Consider the following 18,770-nt stretch of genomic DNA (forward strand, 5'->3'; position numbering starts at 1 on the left):
TCATCAACAGTCGGTGCGCACCGCTACCACTGCCGCGCATACATGCTCTCGAATTTCTCAGCCGGCAGCGGCGCGCTGAAATAGAAGCCCTGCACCTCATCACAGCCATGCTCCTGCAGGAAGGCGAACTGCTCCTGTGTCTCCACCCCTTCGGCGATGACCCGCTGGTTCAGATTCCTCGCCAGGTCGATGATGGCGCAGGTGATGGCGGCATCGTCGCGGTCATGCGGCAGGTCGCGGATGAATGAACGGTCGATCTTGAGCGTATCGGCCGAGAACAGCTTGAGCTTGCTGAGGCTCGACGAGCCCGTGCCGAAATCGTCGATGGACACGCTCACGCCGAGGCCCTGAAGCTGGCGCATCAGTCCGATCGCATAATCGAAGTTCTGCATCACCGTGGTTTCGGTGATCTCCAGGTCGAGATAGGCCGGGCTCAATCCCGTAGACTTCAGGGCAGTGTGCACGATGTCGGCGAAATTGCCGCTGCGGAACTGGGCGGCGGAGACGTTGACCGACACCGGCAGCGGCAGGTAGCCGGCATCCTGCCATGCCTTGTTCTGACGGCAGGCTTCCATCAGCACCCAACGGCCGAGCGGAACGATCAGGCCGCTTTCCTCGGCGATCGGAATGAATTCCACCGGCGACACCGGCGGCCGGCCGTCGACCGGCTTGAAGCGGACCAGTGCCTCGACGCCGATCAGGCGGCCGTTGCTGACCGATACCTTGGGCTGGTATTCGACCACGAAGGCGCTGTCGTCGAGCGCCATGCGGATCTGCCGTTCGATGCTGGCGCGGCGCACGGCCTCATGCGTCATGTGCGGCGCATAGAACTGGTAATTGCGCTTGCCCAGCGACTTGGCGTAATACATGGCCGCATCCGCATGCTCCATCAAGGTCTGCGGTTCCATGCCGTCCTTCGGGAACACGCTGATGCCGATGCTGGCGGACAGGTACATTTCTTCCTCACCCACCTTGTAGGGCTGCTCGATGGCCGTAATGAGCTTGCCGGCGATGAGGCCGGCATCGTCGGCGGCGCGGGTCTCGGCCAGCAGCACCACGAATTCGTCGCCGCCCAGACGGGCAACGGTATCGGTTTCCCGCACCACTTCCCTGAGCCGCTGGCCGATCTGGATCAGCACGCTGTCGCCCGCCTGGTGCCCGTGCGTATCGTTGATAGGCTTGAAGCGGTCGAGGTCGATGAACAGCAGCGACACGCTGCCTGCCTTGCGGCCGGTAGCCTTAATGGCCTCGCCCAGCCTTTCATTGAGCAGCACGCGGTTCGGCAGGCCGGTGAGCGCATCGTAATGCGCAAGGCGCGCAGCCTTTTCCAGCGCCTGTACCTTTTCGGATTGCTTGATCGACACCAGGCGTTCGAACGCCAGTAGAGAACGCGCGCACCAGCCGATCACCAGAGTCAGCACCAGTGCGATGATGATGGTTTCGATGGCGAGTGCGGTACGGATATCGAACATTTCCACTTCATGGCCGAGCAGCACCAGCCAGTTCAGCAGCACCGGCGCCAGGACAGCCGTGGGCAGGAGCCGACGCGCCGCAAGGCCCGCATAGCTGCGGTTGGTGAAATAGAACATGAAACCTTGCTGCGCCTGCGCGAGCAGGATGCCGGCATTGAGCAGGATGAAGCAGGTAATGGTGGGAATGGCCACGCCGCCGTAGGCGTTGAACCGGTAAATGGATGCCAGGCCGTAAAGATAGGCTATCGCCAGCCCCAGCCATGCACAGACCGACACGGCAGCCAGCTTGGCAGCCCGCGCATTCCATCGCTTTTGCTGCAGCATCAGCAGCGCGGCTCCTGCCGCAATGAAGCCGCAGGACGTCGGCACCGACGGACGTCCGGGAAGCTGAGGGCCGTGAGCGAAAGGATCAGGCAACAGCAGTTCGTCGATGCCGATATCGATGCCGAACAGGTATTGCGCCAGGTTAATCGCACCGAGCGCCACCATGGCTGCCGCCAGGGCCTGCGATGTCCGCCTCGCGGCAGGCCGGCGATGCTTTCCGATGAATAACCAGAGCGACACGGCGCCGCACGCCAGGCCGATGACGGTATTGACCTTCATCTGATAAAAGCCGGCGCCCGGCAAGGTGAGTATCGGTCCATACCATAACCAGCCGGCAAAACCCAATGCGCAGATTCCCAGCACGCTCAGGCAGAGCAATTGCGCATATCTTGAATAACGGTCCGGGGAGAAAGAAGGGAAGTAGTCCATGGAATTGTCAGTTTTTCTGTAGGACGGCCTTGCCTTGTTCAGGTTCCCGCCGGACAACAGCTTTCAAGCGCTTCTTTGTGTTGCCTCATGGAATGCACACTGTCTTTTACGAACTGCGCAATCGTGCTGCGGGTCGGCAGCGTGATCCTTGTCATAAAGCTCCACAGCTATCCATCTTGGGAATTGAATAAAACACCGGGGTTGCGGTCATACAAGCTGGTTTCGCTTCATGATGGATGCCCATGACCAATGCTCAATGGTTCCTGCTGATCGGCTTGCTGATGCTTGCGCGAGGACTTGCCGCGACCACCATCATGCGGCTGCCGATCACCTCGGCCATTTTCTACCTGAGCGTGGGCCTGCTGCTTGGTCCGACTTTCCTGAATCTGTTCCAGTTCAATCCCATCGAACAGGCGGGTGTGCTGGAAGTGGTCACCGAAATCGCGGTGCTGATCTCGCTCTTTTCCGCAGGCGTCAAGATGCCGGTGCCGCTGACGCTGAAACGCTGGGCCGCGCCGATCCGGATGGCATGGATTTCCATGACGATCACGGTCGGGCTGATTGCCGCCTTCTGCTATTTCATCCTCGAACTGCCGCTGGGCGCCGGCATCCTGTTGGGCGCCATCCTTGCGCCGACCGATCCGGTGCTGGCGACCGATGTGCAGGTGCGGCATCCCGGAGACAAGGACCAGCTGCGCTTCGTGCTCACCTGCGAAGCCGGCATGAACGACGGCAGCGCCTTTCCCTTCGTCATGCTCGGCCTCGGCCTGCTCGGGCTGCACGAGATCGGCGAATTCGGCATGGAATGGGTCCTGCGCGACGTGCTGTGGGCGACCGCCGGCGCCATCCTGATCGGCGCCGGCGGCGGCTCCCTGCTGGCGCGGCTGGGCTGGAAGCTGCGCGGCGGCGATCCGAAGCACGAGGTCCTCGACGACCTGGTGGGGCTCGGCCTGATCGCGGTGGTGTACGGCCTGAGCGTGTGGCTCAAGGCCTGGGGCTTTCTCGCGGTGTTCTTCGCCGGGGTGGCGCTGCGCCATACCGAGCTGGTGCTGGCCGGCGCGCCGCGTGACAAGCACGGCCTGCTGGAGCCGGACACGAAGCGCACCGAAGCAGCGAACGCCAACCCGCGCAAGGAACCGCCGCTCATCGTCAGCGCCGAGGCGCTGGTCTTCAAGGAGCATCTGGAACGCCTGTCCGAACTGATGCTGGTGCTGCTGCTCGGCGGCATGATCGTGCTCGGCGCGTGGAGCTGGCGCGCCGCCGGCGTGGCGCTGTTCGTTTTCTGCATCGCGCGGCCGGTCAGCGTCTGGATCGGCATGCTGGGTTCGAGCACCTCGCACCGCCTGCGTCAGATTTCCGGCTGGTTCGGCGTCAGGGGCATCGGCTCCATTTATTATCTGATGTATGCGATACAGCACGGCCTGCCGGAAGAACTGGCGCGCGAGCTGACCCAGATCACGCTGACCGTCGTCATGCTGTCGATCTATGTGCACGGCATCAGCGTCAAGCCGCTGATGGATCGCTTCTGGCGACGATGACCGTCCGTGCGGCAACTTCGCACGAACGGGAACAGGAGCCAGGGCCTGTCATGCGCCGGCGCTCCCGGTGGAACGATGCGGAAGCGATGCACTCTGCCGGCGCGTTGCAGGTATCGGTTGTATTGCCCGAATTGCCCGAATTGCCCGAATTGCCCAGATTGCACCTGAGTTCCCAACCAACGAATCGGAAGAACATTTGCAAACAAACACGGCCAAGCCATCCAGACTCTCCCGCCTGCGGGCCTACTTCATGTCGCTGCTGCGGCGGACGATCGATTCCGCATTGCCGCCGCGCACGCGCATGCTCGCCGCCGTCAAGGCGCTCTTTCTGCTGGGCGGCGCAGCCTTCGTTCTGCTGCTGGCCTATGCGCTGCTGCTGATTCCCTTCACGCCCAGCATCGCCGACCTGCGCAAGGCAAGGCATGAGCAGCCCAGCGTGCTGATGTCTGCCGACGGCAAGCGCATCACGGTATTCAACCGCATCAACCGGGAATGGGTGCCGCTGAACCGGGTGTCGCCCCATGTCGTCAGCGCGCTGGTGGCCACCGAGGACCATCGCTTCTACCAGCACTTCGGCATCGAACCGCAGCGCATGGTGATTGGCGCATTGCGGGCGCTGATCGGCGACCCGGAAGGCGGCTCGACCATCACGCAGCAGCTGGCGCGCAACATGTACCCGAAGGAGATCGGGCGCCAGCCGCTGCTCAACCGCAAGATCATGGAAGTCATCACCGCGCTGAAGATCGAGCATGCGTATTCCAAGAAGGAGATCCTGGAAACCTATCTCAACACGGTGCCCTTCCTGTACAACGCCTTCGGCATCGAGATGGCGGCGCGCACCTATTTCGACAAGCCGGCCAGCAAGCTCGGCCTGCTGGAAAGCGCCACCCTGGTCGGCATGCTCAAGGGCACCAGCTACTACAACCCGGTACTGAATCCGCAGAGGGCACTCAAGCGCAGGAATGTGGTGCTGTCGCAGATGGTCAAGCGCAACGTGATCACGCAAGCCAGTTTCGACTCCCTGAAGACGCGCCCCGTGGTGCTGGACTTCGAGCGCCAGCAGGAAGCGCTCGGACCGGCGCCGCATTTCGCCCTGCACCTGCGCAAGTGGCTCATCGAATGGGCCGACCGCAACGACTACAACATCTACCAGGACGGGCTGGTGGTGCACACCACCATCGACACGCGGCTGCAGGCGATGGCCAGCCGCGCCGTCGCGCGCCAGCTGGAACAGCTGCAGGCAGTGGCGGATGTGGAATGGGCATCGTCGTCCGACCGCCTGCTCTCGACCAGCGCCGATGCCTATGTCAGCCGCCGCCAGCGCACCCAGCCTTTCGCCTGGTTCTGGAGCAGCCGCGCGGAACTGCTCAATACCTTCATTCGCGAGTCGCCCAACTATGCCCGCCTGATCAATGCCGGCACGCCAGCAGACGAAGCGCTGGCCCAGCTGCGCGGCAATGCAGAATTCATTGCCCAGCTGAAGGCGCGCAAGACGCGGCTGGAAGCCGGCTTCATGGCCATCGACCCGGTCACCGCGCAGGTCAAGGCCTGGGTCGGCAGCCGCGACTTTGCGACCGACCAGTTCGACCATGTGGGCGCAGCGCGCAGGCAGCCGGGCTCCACCTTCAAGCCTTTCGTCTATGGCGCCGCATTGGAGGAAGGCATGTCGCCCAACCGGAAGTTCATGGATGCGCCGATCGAGATGCGTCTGCCCGGCGGTGAAATCTGGCGTCCCGCCGACGTCACGCCGCCCACCCGCAAGCCGATGACGGCGCGAGAAGGCCTGATTTATTCGAAGAACACCATCACCGCGCGCGTCATGCTGGAAGCGGGGCCGAGGCAGACCGCCGCGCTGGCACGCAAGATGGGCGTGGCGCAAAGCCCGCTCGACCCGGTGCCCGCGCTTGCGCTCGGCACCAGCCCGGTCAGCCTGTTCGAGATGGTGACTTCCTATACCACGATTGCCGCCGGCGGCGAATACCGCCAGCCGCTGATGGTCACCCGCATCACCGACAAGGCCGGCAACGTGCTGGCCAGCTTCGACACCGATTCGAGGCGCGCCGTCTCGACCGACACCTCGGAGCAATTGATCGACATGCTGCGCGGCGCGATCAACCAGGGCACGGGGCAGAATATCCGCACGCGCTTCGGCATCCGCGCCGACGTCGCCGGCAAGACGGGCACCACCCAGGACAATACCGACGGCTGGTTCATCCTGATGCACCCGCGCCTGGTCGCAGGCGCCTGGGTCGGCTTCAACGATGCGCGGGTCGCCATGCGCAGCAACCACTGGGGCCAGGGAGCGCACAATGCGCTGCCGGTGGTCGGCGATTTCTATCAGCAGGCGCTCGGCAGCCGGGTGGTCAGTCCGGCCGCGCAGTTCCCGCGTCCGAGCGAATCGGTGCTCGAGCGCGTCTGGGACTTCCTGAAGAACCTGTCCGGCCCGGATGACGACCCGGCGCCGCCTGCCGGCAAGGGCGATTCCGGCTCGCCGCTGGATGCGCTGCAGCGGACGATCGACCGCATGCGTGAAGTTGAACGGACTTATCATGCATGGCGCCAGGGCATCGATGACTTCATCGACCGTATCCGGCGCTGGTTGAATTTCCTCGGCTGATGTCAGCAGCGGCTGCAGATCACGTCTGCAGCAGCCGCTGCACCACGTCGACGCCGATGCCGTTGGGATCGACCACCACGAAATGACGGTCGCCCCATGGCTCGTCGCGCAGCTCGACTTCGATCGGCACGCCCATTTTCCTGATGCGCTCATACTCGGCCTGCGCATCCGCGACGTCGACCGCGATCCACATGCCCTGCCCCTGGAACGCCGGGCGGAATACCCTGGCCTGCGATTCCAGCCCCGGCTTCATGAAGCCGATTTCGCTGTGGCCGACCTGCAGCAGTGCAACCCAACCGCCCTCGCCCTCGTAGATCACTTCGCAGCCGAACAGGCGCACATAGAAGTCTTTCGATTCCGCGACCTTTTCCGTCACCACGCCGCACCACAATTTCATTTCCATTCTCCCGGATGAGTTGAACATGCAGGCGTATTGTCGGGAGGCGGTGCAGCGGCGTCTTGAACAAATGCGACATTCCCGCGCACGAATGCCGACGGCGCCATGCCGGCCAGACGGCGGAAGTCGCGGTTCATGTGGCTCTGGTCGGCATAGCCGCAGGCGTGGGCGATGTCGGCCAGCGTCATGCGCGCCGCTGGCGCTTGCCGGATCAGGCGTCCGGCGCAATGGAACCTGACGATCGAGGAAAACAGCTTGGGTGCGATGCCGACGGTGTCGAGGAACACGCGTTCGAACTGGCGCCGCCCGGTGCCGAAGGCATCGGCCGCGTCCTCGATACTCAACATGCCGCGCGATGCCGCAATCAGGGCAACAGCGGAATCGATTCTTGCCGGCAAAGGCTGTACCGAGGCCGCATGCGCCAGCAGAACGGCGTCGAAACTGGCAAAGATATCCGCGCTGCCGACATGCCAGGCGACGCGGTCAAGACAGAAAGGAAGCAGGCCGGTGGCCGATTCGCAGCGGTCGGTCAGTTCCCTTGCCGCCGCCTTCAGAAAATGGCGGCCCTGTCCCGGCTTGAATCGGACGCCGGCATAATGCGCGCCCTGCTCGAGAGCGATGCTCAGGGACGATGTCGTCGTGCCGTAGACCCGGACTGTCCAGTCCGAATCGCTCTCAGGTCCTTGCCGGACCACAAGGTCGATCGCGCCATCGGGCAAGATCGCATGGGCGGGAGAGTCGTTGTCGAGACTCAGCCAGTAATGGTCGATCCAGGTGCGCAGCGGCGCGGCCGGCAACGCGCAGCGTACCGATGTCTCTGCGGATAAAGCGACGATTGGAGAGCTTGTCGGAACCATCGAAGTCCTGGCTGATGACGGGCGCGTGCCGTGACGGACTCTAACGCGACTTGACTTGTGCCGGCAAGCTTGAGGACAGGAAATCCAGAAAGGTTCTCGTCTTCGGCAGCATGCGGCGGTCCGGCAGCCAGATCGCATACGCCTTGTCGCCGAAGAGCGGCTCCGGTTTCCACTTCGGCAGCAGCTCCACTGCGCGCCGGCTTTTCAAGTCGTCCTCCACCACGAAATCCGGCAATAGTGCGATGCCTGCGCCATCGAGCATTGCGCGTCGCAATGCCTCGCTGTTATTCACCAGCATGTTGCCCGATACCTCGACGCTCTGTGTTTCGGCACCGCGGCGAAAACGCCAGCGCCGGCTTGTTTCCCCTTCCCCATAGCGCAGGCAATTGAAACCGGTCAGGTCTTTCGGCAGCTTGGGCAGGCTGCGCGGGGCAATGCTCCCGGCTGCAGCGCATAGCAGGTAGCGGATGGGGACCAGTTCTCTTGCGATGACGTCGTTGGGGAGCACCCGGTTCAGGCGTATTGCAACATCGAAGCCTTCTTCGGCAAGATCGACCTCACGGTCGAGCAGCACCAGCTGCACCTGCACGCCCGGCTGCAGCTTCAGATATTCCTGCACCAGCGGCCCGATGCATCGCTGGCCGAAGGTCAGCGGCGCGCTGACCCGGAGCAGGCCGACCGCCTGCGCACCGAGTTCGCCGACCCTTGCCTCGGCATCGCGGCACAGGGCAATCGCATGCAGTGCGCGTTCATAGACCAGCTCGCCTGCGTCCGTCAGGCTTACGCTGCGGGTCGTGCGGCGCAGCAGCTGTGCGTTCATCAGCTGCTCGAGGCGGGCAACCTGCTTGCTGACGGCAGACTTCGTCGTGCCCAGCGCACGTGCGGCAGCGGAAAAACTTCTCAGCTCGGCTACGCGCGCGAATACTGCGATGCAGGCCATTTGCTCGGGCAGGCGGTCAGTCATGATTGTCAACCTCAGGAAACAATGTGTAGCGCATTCCATGGATTGTATCCCGATGCAGCGAAGCCAATAATGAGCGCCATCCGTACTCGTACTTCACCATCCCATTTGCTCCGGAGCTGCCATGAAAGCCATTGAACTCGTTTCCTTTTCCCGCGACGGTCTGCATCACGTCGACCGCAACATGCCGCCGGCGCCCGGCGAGGGCGAACTGCTGGTGCAGATCGAAGCGGCAGCGCTGAACTACCGCGATATCGAAATTGCCCAGGGAAGATACGGCATGCCTGTCAGCCTGCCGCTGGTACCGATGTCCGATGCGGTGGGGATCGTTCGCGAGACCGGCAAGGGAGTGAACGGCTTTCGGGCCGGCGACCGCGTCAATCCCCAGTTCTTTCCCGACTGGCGGAGCGGACCGTTTGAGGCCGGCTACTTCAGCCGCCAGCTCGGCGGCACCATCGACGGCGTGCTGCAGGAATTCATGATCATCCCCGCACTTTCCGCTGTTCATGCACCCCGACATCTCGCGGCAGAAGCCGCGGCGCTGCCCGTTGCCGCGCTCACCGCCTGGTCGGCACTGACCGAAGCGCGAGTGCTGCCGGGCCAGACGGTGCTGCTGATCGGTACCGGCGGCGTGTCGCTCGCTGCGCTGCAGATCGCGCGCATGTTCGGCGCCGAAACCATCGTTGTATCGTCAAGCGACAGCCGGCTGGAGCAGGCGCGCCTGCACGGCGCGGCGCATGGCATCAACTACCGGGAGCATCCCTGCTGGAGCGAACAGGTCATGGAAATCACCAGGGGCCGAGGTGCGGACGTAGTGGTGGAAACCGGCGGCGAAAAAACCTTGCCGCAGTCGGTGCGCAGCCTGCGCACCGGCGGCCGCATCGCCGTGGTCGGCTATGTGACCGGAGCGCGCTTCGATATCGACCTGCGAGAAGTCTTCATCGGCAAGCGCGCTCAGCTGCTCGGCCATACCGTCGGCTCGGGCAGCCAGTTCGAAGCGATGAACCGCGCCTTCGAAGCCAGCGGCGCGGTACCGGTCATCGACAGCCGCTTCGCATTGCACGATGCCCGCGCCGCCTATGAACGCATGGCGTCCGGTACGGCTTTCGGCAAGGTATTGGTGATGCTCGCCTGAAGGCGTTCGGCAGGCGGAGCTTACGCAAACCCTGCCAGCACCCGGGCCAGCGTTGCGGTATCCACCGGCTTGACCAGATGATGATCGAAGCCGGCCAGCAGGGCTTTCTGCCTGTCCTGCTCCTGCCCGTAGCCGGTAATGGCGATCAGCCTGGCGCCGGAAGTGCCCTCCTCCGCCTTCAGGAGCTGCGCCAGTGCATAGCCGTCGATCTCCGGCAGGCCGATGTCCAGAACGCAGACGTCGAAATGCTCGCTGCGGGCGCGCTCCAGCGCCTTGCCGGAGACATGTTCCACCTGCACTTCGTGGCCGGAAGCCTTCAGGTACATGGACAGCATCGCCGCGGCATCGGCGTTGTCGTCGACGATCAGTATCCTGAGCCGCCTCGCGGAAAGATCCGGTGGGAAATCGCGATGCTCCTCCGCTGCCTCCCACTCGCTTGCGGCGCTCGGCAGCGTCACGATGAATTCGCTGCCCTTGCCCAGGCCGGCGCTGCTGCAGCGGACGTCTCCGCCATGCAGTTCCACCAGGCTCTTCACCAGCGCCAGGCCGATTCCCAGCCCGCCCTGGGCACGGTCGGGACTGCGCTGGGCCTGCGTGAACAGTTCGAAAATCCGCGACTGCAGATCCGGCGTGATGCCGATGCCGTTATCCCTGACGTGCAGGGAAATCCGTCCCTCGCTCAAGGTCATGCCGAGATGGAGCATGCCGTTTGCGGGCGTGTATTTCGCCGCATTGTTGAGCAGGTTGGTCAGCACCTGCACCAGCCGCTTCTGGTCTCCCAGTACGTGGACCGGCTTGTCAGGCAGGTCGACGGACAGCTGATGCCCCTTCGCGGTCACGAGCGGCATCACCTGTTCGGTCGCGCCGGAAACGACGAGCTTGAGGTCCAGCGGCTTTCTCTCGATGTTGACCAGACCGCGCGTAACGCGCGATACGTCGAGCAGATCGTCCACCAGGCTCGTCATGTGCCGCACCTGGCGGTTGATCACTTGGCTGGTGCGCCGGATGTGCGCGGGATCGAGCTGCGCCATTTCCATCAGTTCGGCGGCGGCGCTGATCGGCGCCAGGGGATTGCGCAGCTCATGGGCGAGCATGGCAAGAAACTCGTCCTTGAGGCGGTCTGCTTCGCGCAGTGCATCCTCGGCCAGCTTCTGGTCGTGAATGTCGGTGCAGGTTCCCATCCAGCGAATGATTTTTCCGGCCTCGTCCCGTACCGGCAAGGCGCGCCCCAGCGCCCAGCGGTACTGCCCGGAGCGATGGCGCAGGCGGTATCGCACTTCGTAGGGTTCGCCGGTCTTGAGGCTGTGCTCCCATACCTGCCAGGTGGCGTCCTGGTCTTCGGGGTGCACAACGTTTTCCCAGTCCTCGCCGTCGGTGGAGCCGACCGGCACGCCGGTGAAGTCGTACCATCGCTGGTTGTAGTACTCGTGGTAGCCATCGCCCCGCGTGGACCAGACCATCTGCGGCATGGCATCGGTGATCGTGCGGAACCGCGCTTCACTCTCGCGCAGCGCTTCTTCCTGCTGCTTGCGCGGCGAGATGTCGGTATTGGCGCCTATCCATTCCTTGACCGAACCATCGGCGTTGAGCACCGGCACCGCCTTTGCCGAAGTCCAGCAATAACGGCCGTCGGCGCGGCGCAGACGGTATTCGGTTTCGTACACGGTCCTGTTGCCTATGCTTTCCCGGAACACCTTCGCCGCATGCGCGCGGTCGTCCGGATGCACGGCATCAAGCCAGCCGCTGTTGAGCCACTGTTCGGCGCTCTGGCCGGTAAAGGCGCGCCAGGACGGCGAGTCTTCGATCGCCAGGCCTTCTGCGGTCGTCGTCCAGACCATGATGCTGGTGGCCATCACCAGCGAGCGGAATCTTTCCTCGCTCGCGCGCAGCATGCGCTGCGACTCGACCTGCTCGGTGATGTCCTCGTGCATCAGGATGACTTCCTGAACGCGTCCCCGCGAATCCTTCAATGGATGCGCCACGGCGGTGACCCATCGCGGGCGGCCGAATTCTCCCATTTCGACCGGGTTGTAATAAATCGCCGGGAGCTTCACCGATTCGCCGGCAAATGCGCGCTCGAGGCAGGGGGTGATGCCGTTTGCACGAAGCTGCGGGTCGGTCAGCACGTTGTATTCCGTGCCCAGCACGAACTCCTTCAAGCCCGGCCGGTTCGGTATTTCCCAGAGCGCCTCCCAGGCCTTGTTTACCTGGATCGTCCTGCCGCTGGCGTCCAGCAGTTGTATGCTGGTGGGCGTCTGATCGAACAGCGCCTGGAACCGGTATTCGGGACCGAATGCCTTTTCCGGTGACTCGCCCACGGTTTCTTCTTGCGATTGCGCCATAAGATCCATGCCGGTTTGATTGATTGCACCAGTGCAGAGCAGGTGCATGAAACCGCCAAAGTATAGCAATGACGCCCCGGCGGCATTCGGAAGACTGGTAGACCTGGCTATCTCTACTCGTCACGGCCATCCAGCTGGTGTGCTTCTGGCAATACAGCGGTTGCCGCATCCTCCTTCAAGCTTATCCCGGTGAGACGCAGGCGCAGCGCTGCCTGCAGAAGAAAAGCCAGCTTGTGGGCGGCGGCGTCGTACCCGAGACCCTCGGGACGGATGTTGGAAAGGCAATTGCGCTCGCTGTCCATCCGTCCGCGGCGGGGTGCGTAGGTGAGATAGACGCCGAGGCTGTCGGGGGAGCTTAAGCCGGGACGCTCGCCGATCAGCACCGCGACCAGTGTTGCGCGGAACGCCTCGCCGATGTCGTCGCCGAGCGCAACCCGCCCCTGCCTTGCGATGACCACGGGTGTCTGCGCCCAGTCGGCGGCGAAGCGCCTGCGCAGCGCCTGCAGCAGCGGCAAGGCATGGCGCTGAACCGCAATGGCCGACAAGCCGTCGGCAATGACGATCGCAAGTTCCGCCGCCGGCGGCGCACTTTCCAGCGCAAGCCGGTCGTCCTCATTGAGGCGCCGCCCCAGGTCCGGACGCTTCAGATAGGTGCCGCGGTCGGAAGCCATGCTGCGCGCGCGGTAATGCAGGAAGCCCGCCGCGCCCAGTTCGCACGCCAACGCGTCCTCGTCGAGCGCGCAGTGCACCGCGTCGCGCGCCTGCGCATGGGCCAGTCCGAACCGCAGCACTTCTGCGCTGGGCAGGCTGCCGCCGGCGCGGCCAAGCGCAATGCGCGCCGGCGTCCTGGAACGCAAAGCCTGCCAGGGATCGCGGCGGATCAGCGGGTCGGATGGCTTGGTCATGCCAGGCTCCCCTGCAGCAGCGGATGCCGTGCGTCCACCGCGCGCAGCCGGCCCGCCGCATCGGTGATGCCGATACCTTGCAGCCAGGCCTCGAATTCCGGCGCGCGCTTGAGCCCGAGCACCTCCCGCAGATACAGCGCGTCGTGAAACGATGTGCTCTGGTAGTTGAGCATGATGTCGTCCGCGCCCGGCACGCCCATGATGAAGTTCACGCCGGCGGCGCCAAGCAGCGTGAGCAGCGTATCCATGTCGTCCTGGTCCGCTTCGGCATGATTGGTATAGCAGATGTCGCAGCCCATCGGCACCCCCAGCAGCTTGCCGCAGAAATGATCCTCCAGCCCGGCGCGGATGATCTGCTTGCCGTCGTACAGGTATTCGGGGCCGATGAAGCCGACCACGCTATTGGTGAGCAGCGGCTTGAGTTCGCGCGCCACCGCATAGGCGCGCGCTTCGCAGGTCTGCTGGTCGACGCCATGGTGGGCGCCGGCGGACAAGGCGCTGCCCTGGCCGGTTTCCAGATACATTACGTTGTCGCCCAGCGTACCGCGCTTCAATGACAATGCGGCCTCGCGCGCTTCGCGCAGCAGCGCCAGCGATATGCCGAAGCCGGCATTGGCCTTCTCGGTGCCGGCCACCGACTGGAATACCAGATCGAGCGGCGCGCCCTGCTCGATGGCCTTGATCTGGGTGGTGACATGGGTGAGCACGCAGCTTTGCATCGGGATATGGAAGCGGCTGCGAAGCTCGTCCATCATGCGCCAGAGATTCATCATCGTCGCCAGCGCATCGCTTGCCGGATTGATGCCGACCACGGCATCGCCGGCTCCGTACATCAATCCATCCAGGATGCTGGCGCCGATGCCCTGCAGGTCATCGGTCGGATGGTTGGGCTGCAGCCGCACGGCGAGGTGGCCGGGCAGGCCGATGGTGGTGCGAAAGCGGATCACGACATGACACTTGCGCGCCGCCAGGATCAGATCCTGATTGCGCATGAGCTTGCTGACGGCAGCCGCCATCTCCGGCGTGATGCCCGGCGCGCAGGCAGCCAGCGTGCCGGCATCGGTGGTCTCATGCAGCAGCCAGTCGCGGAACTCGCCGACCGTCAGGTGAGCGACGGGTGCAAATGCCGCGCTGTCATGGCTGTCGATGATCAGGCGCGTCACCTCATCGCTTTCATAGGGAACCAGGGCTTCCTGAAGAAATGCCCGCAGCGGCAGCTCGGACAGGGCCATCCTTGCCGCCATTCTTTCTTCGTCAGACTGCGCGGCCAGTGCGGCAAGATGGTCGCCGGAACGCGCCGGACTCGCCTTGGCCAGCAGCGTGGCGAGATCGGCAAACGTGTAGGTGACGGCGCCTATGCCGGTGCGGTAAGCCATGTCCACTTCCCGAAAGGGTATTCATGAGATTGACGGCGTGGCTGCTTGCATGCAGCTGCATCATCCAGCGCTGGCAGGGATGCTGCGTCGCACAAACCGATATGCGCCACGGCGGGCTCTGCCTGGAAACATTCTGGGATGGATGCTGCGCAGGGATGTTGATCTAAGGCAGAACGAAAGTTTCGCCCAGCCGCATTGTGAAAAAGTACGAAACGGATGCACAAATGGAGGCACTCAAGGGCAAATGAGCAGGTGCAAGCCAGGAAAAAGCGCGAAGCCGGAAATTCTATCCGTTTTTTCATGTTGCAATGCGGCTTGACTATTCATGCAGGCGGCGCAATCTTGGCGTGCTTGTCCATGTGCATTACTACAAGTACTAAACACACCGCCACAGACAAGTTTCGACACGCCAATAATGAGGAGACAACATGAAGAACGGTAAAAAGACAGAAAAAGCAGCACAGGCAAATTCACGTCGGCGTTTTTTCGGCAAGGCTGCAGCGGGCACGACCGCGGTAGCCATGCCCATGATCGCCACCGCGCAGACGCCCACCCAGTTCCGCTTCCAGAGCACATGGCCAAGCAAGGATATCTTCCACGAATATGCCAATGACTTCGCCAAGAAGGTCAACGACATGACGGGTGGCGAACTCAAGATCGAGGTACTCCCTGCAGGCGCTGTCGTGCCGGCCTTCGGCCTGCTCGATGCCGTGTCCAAGGGGACGCTCGACGGCGGCCATGGCGTGATGGGCTACAACTACGGCAAGCAGGCGGCGATCGCATTGTGGACCTCGGGCCCGGCCTACGGCATGGATGCCAACATGGTGCTGGCATGGCACAAATACGGCGGTGGCAAGGAACTGCTCGCCAAGCTCTACGACTCGATCGGCGCCAACGTCGTGTCCTTCCTGACCGGCCCGATGCCGACCCAGCCACTGGGATGGTTCAAGAAACCGGTGACCAAGCGCGAAGACTTCAAGGGATTGAAATACCGCACCAACGGACTGGCGATCGACCTCTTCACGTCGATGGGCGCGGCGGTCAATGCCCTGCCGGGCGGCGAGATCGTGCCCGCGCTCGACCGCGGCCTGCTCGACGGCGCGGAGTTCAACAACGCCTCGTCGGACCGGGTGCTGGGCTTCCCGGATGTCTCCAAGGTCTGCATGCTGCAAAGCTTCCATCAAAGCTCCGAGCAGTTCGAGATCACCTTCAACAAGACCAAGTACAACGCCCTGCCGGCCAAGCTCAAGGCGATCATCGACAATGCGGTCGAAGCCGCTTCCTCGGACATGTCGTGGAAGGCGGTAGACCGCTATTCCCAGGACTACATCGCACTGCAGACCAAGGACAACGTCAAGTTCTACAAGACGCCCGACGCCTTCCTGCAGGAGCAGCTGAAGGTATGGGATGAAGTCATTGCCAAGAAGCGCGAAGGCAATCCGCTGTTCCAGGAAGTCGAGAAATCGATGCGCACCTTCGCCGAGCGCGCGGTGAAATGGGACATGGATACCAACAATCCGCGCCGCATGGCCTTCAACCACTACTTCGGCAAGAAGACCACGCCAACCAAGAGCTAAGCCTCTTGTAGCCCTGTATTGCGGCAATGCGCCAGTCCGGCACCGTTCGCTCATGCGGATGGTGCCGGCGCGCGCTCATGCCGGAAGGGCGAACTGAAATGCCGCCCTCGCGAAGCGGCAGCGTTTTCTTCATTGGAGCTTCGACATGCAAAAACTCCTGCTCACCATCGACAGGATAAGCACATGGATCGGCCATGCATTCTCCTGGCTCATCCTGGTGCTCACAATACAGATATCGTGGGAAGTCTTCTCGCGTTATGTGCTCAATCGCCCCAACCCCTGGGCTTTCGACCTGATGATCATGATGTACGGTACCGTCTTCATGATGGCCGGCGCCTATACCCTGGCCAAGAACGGCCATGTGCGCGGCGACGTGCTCTACGGCTTCTTCCCGCCGCGGCTGCAGGCCGGACTCGATCTGGTGCTGTATTTCGTCTTCTTCATTCCCGGTGTCGTGGCGCTGGTCTGGGCCGGTTATACCTATGCCGAGGAATCCTGGGCCATCAACGAAACCTCGAATATCACGGCCAACGGGCCGCCGCTGTATCCCTTCAAGACAGTGATACCGATTGCCGGCATCTTCCTGCTTTTCCAGGGCCTGGTGGAAATCGTGCGCTGCGTCCAGTGCCTGCAGATGGGCGACTGGCCCTCGCGCGAGGAAGACGTGGAAGAAGTGGACGTCGACAAGCTCAAGGAAATGGTCAATGTCAGCGACGAAGAGATCGCAGGCCTCGACAAGATCGTGACGAACCAGCAGGGAGGACGCAAATGAGAAAGGAAGTCTGGTTTGGACTATCGATCATGGCCATGATCGTGGTCGGCATCTTTGTCCTGATGCCGGCGCCGTCGGACATGACCAACGGCCATCTCGGCCTGCTGATGCTGGCGCTGATCGTGATTGCCATCATGCTCGGCTTTCCCACGGCGTTTACGCTGATGGGCATGGGCGTCGTGTTCACCTGGTTTGCCTACCGCAATGTCAACCCGGACCTTGCGGTACAGCAGACGCTCGACCTGATGGTGCAGCGCGCCTATGCGGTCATGGCCAACGATGTGCTGATATCGGTGCCGCTGTTCGTGTTCATGGGCTATCTGGTGGAACGCGCCAACCTGATCGACAGGCTGTTCAAGAGCCTGCATCTGGCAATGGCGAGAGTGCCGGGTTCGCTGGCGGTCGCGACCGTGGTGACCTGCGCCATTTTCGCCACCGCCACCGGCATCGTGGGCGCGGTGGTGACGCTGATGGGGCTGCTTGCGATGCCGGCGATGCTCAAGGCCGGCTACAACGTCAAGCTGGCTGCCGGCGCCATCACGGCGGGCGGCTGCCTCGGCATCCTGATTCCGCCGTCGGTATTGCTGATCGTCTATGGTGCGACGGCAGGCGTCTCGGTGGTCAAGCTGTATGCCGGCGCCTTCTTCCCGGGCATCATGCTGGCGCTGCTGTATGTCGGCTATGTGATCGTCATTGCCAAGATCAAGCCGCAATGGGCGCCTCCGCTGCCGGAACAGGACAGGCTGATCCCCGTGCCGAGCCATGTGCCGGCAATCGGCCGCACCGGTCGCAGCAATGCCTTCGGCGGCCTGGTGACGGCATTGAAGGGACGCTCCAACGCCGGGGTCCCGACGCGCGTCATCCTGTCGCAGCTGTTCATCGCGCTGCTGCCGGCGCTGGCGTTCGCCGCGATCATGGGGTTCAGCTATCAGGTGGTCACGCAAAAGAAGGCAGCCGCCGATACCGAGCTCATTGAAATGGGCACCGGCCACAACGACACCGGCTCCGACATGGGCAGCGACGGCGGACTTGCCGAGCCCCCGGTCGAGGGAGGACTTGCGGAGCCGCCGGTGGAAGGCGGGCTTGCCGAACCGCCGCAGGAAGGCGAACCGAAAGCGCAGTCCCCTGCAGGTGTCAGCGAGGCACCGGTAGCGAAGGAGGCTGCACCGGCCAATACACCAGCGGCGGCGTCCGCGGAAGAGACGCAAGACAGCAAGGCACCGTCCGGTTACTGGATCGCCTTTGCCATCGGACTGGCGGCACTGGCAATCTTCTATGCGTTTCTCAGCTTTGCCCGGCTTGAAGTCTTCAAGATGCTGCTCGCCTCGTTCTTCCCGCTCGCACTGCTGATTCTTGCCGTGCTCGGCGCGATCGTGTTCGGCCTGGCTACGCCGACCGAGGCCGCGGCGATGGGCTCCATGGGCGGCCTGCTGCTGGCGGCAGCCTACCGCAGGCTGAACTTCGGCGTGCTCAGGGAATCGGTGTATCTGACGGCCAAGACCAGCGCGATGGTGTGCTGGCTGTTCGTCGGTTCCAGCATCTTCTCGGCGGCGTTCGCGCTCCTGGGCGGACAGGAAATCATCAACAGCTGGGTGCTGTCGATGGATCTGACGCCGCTGCAGTTCATGATCCTGGCGCAGGTGGTCATCTTCCTGCTGGGCTGGCCGCTGGAATGGACGGAGATCATCGTGATCTTCATGCCGATCTTCATTCCGCTGCTGGGACATTTCAATATCGACCCGCTGTTCTTCGGACTGCTGGTGGCATTGAATCTGCAGACAGCCTTCCTGTCGCCGCCGGTGGCAATGGCAGCTTTCTACCTGAAGGGCGTGTCGCCGCCGCATGTGACGCTGAACCAGATCTTCCTCGGCATGCTGCCGTTCATGGCGATACAGATCTTCGCCCTGATCCTGCTGTATACCTTCCCGGCAATCGGCCTGTGGCTGCCGGAGTTGCTGTACAAGTAAGCGCCTGACAGGCATGCGGCTGGCAAGCACTCACCTGCCAGCCGCACCCCCCCACCGCACGCTGTTTCCCGCGTCTCGCGATGGAACCCTCACAGGGGCAA

The 18,770-nt window shown here is 63.1% G+C and carries 13 protein-coding genes; 6 read left to right on the top strand and 7 right to left on the bottom strand.

Features of this window, described 5'->3' with window-relative positions; translation table 11 throughout:
- Positions 1 to 23: 23 nt before the first annotated feature.
- Complete coding sequence (locus IGW03_RS23165) at positions 24 to 2,225, bottom strand: putative bifunctional diguanylate cyclase/phosphodiesterase (protein WP_194724900.1); 2,202 nt, start codon at positions 2,223 to 2,225, stop codon at positions 24 to 26.
- A gap of 242 nt (positions 2,226 to 2,467) precedes the next feature.
- Here IGW03_RS23165 and IGW03_RS23170 point away from each other — a divergent pair, with 242 nt between their 5' ends.
- Positions 2,468 to 3,763, top strand: a complete 1,296-nt coding sequence (locus IGW03_RS23170; RefSeq protein ID WP_194724901.1) for a cation:proton antiporter — start codon at positions 2,468 to 2,470, stop codon at positions 3,761 to 3,763.
- Between the two features lie 196 nt (positions 3,764 to 3,959).
- A complete protein-coding gene (locus IGW03_RS23175) occupies positions 3,960 to 6,380 on the top strand; it encodes a penicillin-binding protein 1A (RefSeq protein WP_438943672.1) in 2,421 nt (806 codons plus the stop codon).
- 19 nt (positions 6,381 to 6,399) lie between these two features.
- On the opposite strand, the gene IGW03_RS23180 is transcribed toward IGW03_RS23175, so the two are convergent.
- From IGW03_RS23180 to IGW03_RS23190, 3 genes are read right to left on the bottom strand one after another with little or no spacing between them, the layout of a single operon-like run.
- Positions 6,400 to 6,777, bottom strand: a complete 378-nt coding sequence (locus IGW03_RS23180; protein WP_194724902.1) for a VOC family protein — start codon at positions 6,775 to 6,777, stop codon at positions 6,400 to 6,402.
- Positions 6,774 to 7,634, bottom strand: coding sequence for a helix-turn-helix domain-containing protein (locus IGW03_RS23185; RefSeq protein ID WP_194724903.1), 861 nt, complete (start codon positions 7,632 to 7,634; stop codon positions 6,774 to 6,776). Before IGW03_RS23185 ends, IGW03_RS23180 begins: the two co-directional genes overlap by 4 nt.
- Positions 7,635 to 7,674: 40 nt before the next feature.
- On the bottom strand, positions 7,675 to 8,598 hold the full coding sequence (locus IGW03_RS23190; protein WP_194724904.1) for a LysR family transcriptional regulator: 924 nt from the start codon (positions 8,596 to 8,598) through the stop codon (positions 7,675 to 7,677).
- A gap of 121 nt (positions 8,599 to 8,719) precedes the next feature.
- Between IGW03_RS23190 and IGW03_RS23195 the strand changes: the two genes are divergently transcribed.
- Positions 8,720 to 9,730 (top strand): zinc-dependent alcohol dehydrogenase family protein, encoded by a 1,011-nt coding sequence (locus IGW03_RS23195; protein WP_194724905.1) that lies wholly within the window; start codon positions 8,720 to 8,722, stop codon positions 9,728 to 9,730.
- Between the two features lie 20 nt (positions 9,731 to 9,750).
- Here the strand turns inward: IGW03_RS23195 and IGW03_RS23200 are convergent, their stop codons facing one another.
- The 3 genes from IGW03_RS23200 to IGW03_RS23210 form a co-directional block, all read right to left on the bottom strand.
- Positions 9,751 to 12,072 (bottom strand): hybrid sensor histidine kinase/response regulator, encoded by a 2,322-nt coding sequence (locus IGW03_RS23200; RefSeq protein WP_194724906.1) that lies wholly within the window; start codon positions 12,070 to 12,072, stop codon positions 9,751 to 9,753.
- A gap of 113 nt (positions 12,073 to 12,185) precedes the next feature.
- A complete protein-coding gene (gene eutC / locus IGW03_RS23205; RefSeq protein ID WP_194724907.1) occupies positions 12,186 to 12,977 on the bottom strand; it encodes an ethanolamine ammonia-lyase subunit EutC in 792 nt (263 codons plus the stop codon).
- On the bottom strand, positions 12,974 to 14,353 hold the full coding sequence (locus IGW03_RS23210) for an ethanolamine ammonia-lyase subunit EutB (RefSeq protein WP_194724908.1): 1,380 nt from the start codon (positions 14,351 to 14,353) through the stop codon (positions 12,974 to 12,976). Before IGW03_RS23210 ends, eutC begins: the two co-directional genes overlap by 4 nt.
- A gap of 428 nt (positions 14,354 to 14,781) precedes the next feature.
- Between IGW03_RS23210 and IGW03_RS23215 the strand changes: the two genes are divergently transcribed.
- The 3 genes from IGW03_RS23215 (at position 14,782) to IGW03_RS23225 (ending at position 18,669) form a co-directional block, all read left to right on the top strand.
- Positions 14,782 to 15,930: a TRAP transporter substrate-binding protein gene (locus tag IGW03_RS23215; protein WP_194724909.1), complete on the top strand. Its 1,149-nt coding sequence runs from the start codon at positions 14,782 to 14,784 to the stop codon at positions 15,928 to 15,930.
- A 145-nt stretch (positions 15,931 to 16,075) separates the two neighbouring features.
- Positions 16,076 to 16,702, top strand: a complete 627-nt coding sequence (locus IGW03_RS23220) for a TRAP transporter small permease subunit (RefSeq protein ID WP_194724910.1) — start codon at positions 16,076 to 16,078, stop codon at positions 16,700 to 16,702.
- Positions 16,699 to 18,669 carry a TRAP transporter large permease gene (locus tag IGW03_RS23225; protein WP_194724911.1) on the top strand — a complete coding sequence of 657 codons (1,971 nt, stop codon included), beginning with the start codon at positions 16,699 to 16,701 and terminating at the stop codon, positions 18,667 to 18,669. The genes IGW03_RS23220 and IGW03_RS23225 overlap by 4 nt, the downstream gene beginning before the upstream one ends.
- Positions 18,670 to 18,770: the final 101 nt, after the last annotated feature.

Source organism: Noviherbaspirillum malthae, from assembly GCF_015352985.1.
In the GTDB taxonomy this organism is placed as follows: Bacteria; Pseudomonadota; Gammaproteobacteria; order Burkholderiales; family Burkholderiaceae_D; genus Noviherbaspirillum; species Noviherbaspirillum malthae.

Coding starts and splice junctions, on each gene's coding strand:
- IGW03_RS23165 (WP_194724900.1), bottom strand. CDS start 2,225: ATGGACTACTTCCCTTCTTTCTCCCCGGACCGTTATTCAAGATATGCG.
- IGW03_RS23220 (WP_194724910.1), top strand. CDS start 16,076: ATGCAAAAACTCCTGCTCACCATCGACAGGATAAGCACATGGATCGGC.
- IGW03_RS23200 (WP_194724906.1), bottom strand. CDS start 12,072: ATGGCGCAATCGCAAGAAGAAACCGTGGGCGAGTCACCGGAAAAGGCA.
- IGW03_RS23195 (WP_194724905.1), top strand. CDS start 8,720: ATGAAAGCCATTGAACTCGTTTCCTTTTCCCGCGACGGTCTGCATCAC.
- IGW03_RS23170 (WP_194724901.1), top strand. CDS start 2,468: ATGACCAATGCTCAATGGTTCCTGCTGATCGGCTTGCTGATGCTTGCG.
- IGW03_RS23180 (WP_194724902.1), bottom strand. CDS start 6,777: ATGAAATTGTGGTGCGGCGTGGTGACGGAAAAGGTCGCGGAATCGAAA.
- IGW03_RS23190 (WP_194724904.1), bottom strand. CDS start 8,598: ATGACTGACCGCCTGCCCGAGCAAATGGCCTGCATCGCAGTATTCGCG.
- IGW03_RS23185 (WP_194724903.1), bottom strand. CDS start 7,634: ATGGTTCCGACAAGCTCTCCAATCGTCGCTTTATCCGCAGAGACATCG.
- IGW03_RS23215 (WP_194724909.1), top strand. CDS start 14,782: ATGAAGAACGGTAAAAAGACAGAAAAAGCAGCACAGGCAAATTCACGT.
- eutC (WP_194724907.1), bottom strand. CDS start 12,977: ATGACCAAGCCATCCGACCCGCTGATCCGCCGCGATCCCTGGCAGGCT.
- IGW03_RS23225 (WP_194724911.1), top strand. CDS start 16,699: ATGAGAAAGGAAGTCTGGTTTGGACTATCGATCATGGCCATGATCGTG.
- IGW03_RS23210 (WP_194724908.1), bottom strand. CDS start 14,353: ATGGCTTACCGCACCGGCATAGGCGCCGTCACCTACACGTTTGCCGAT.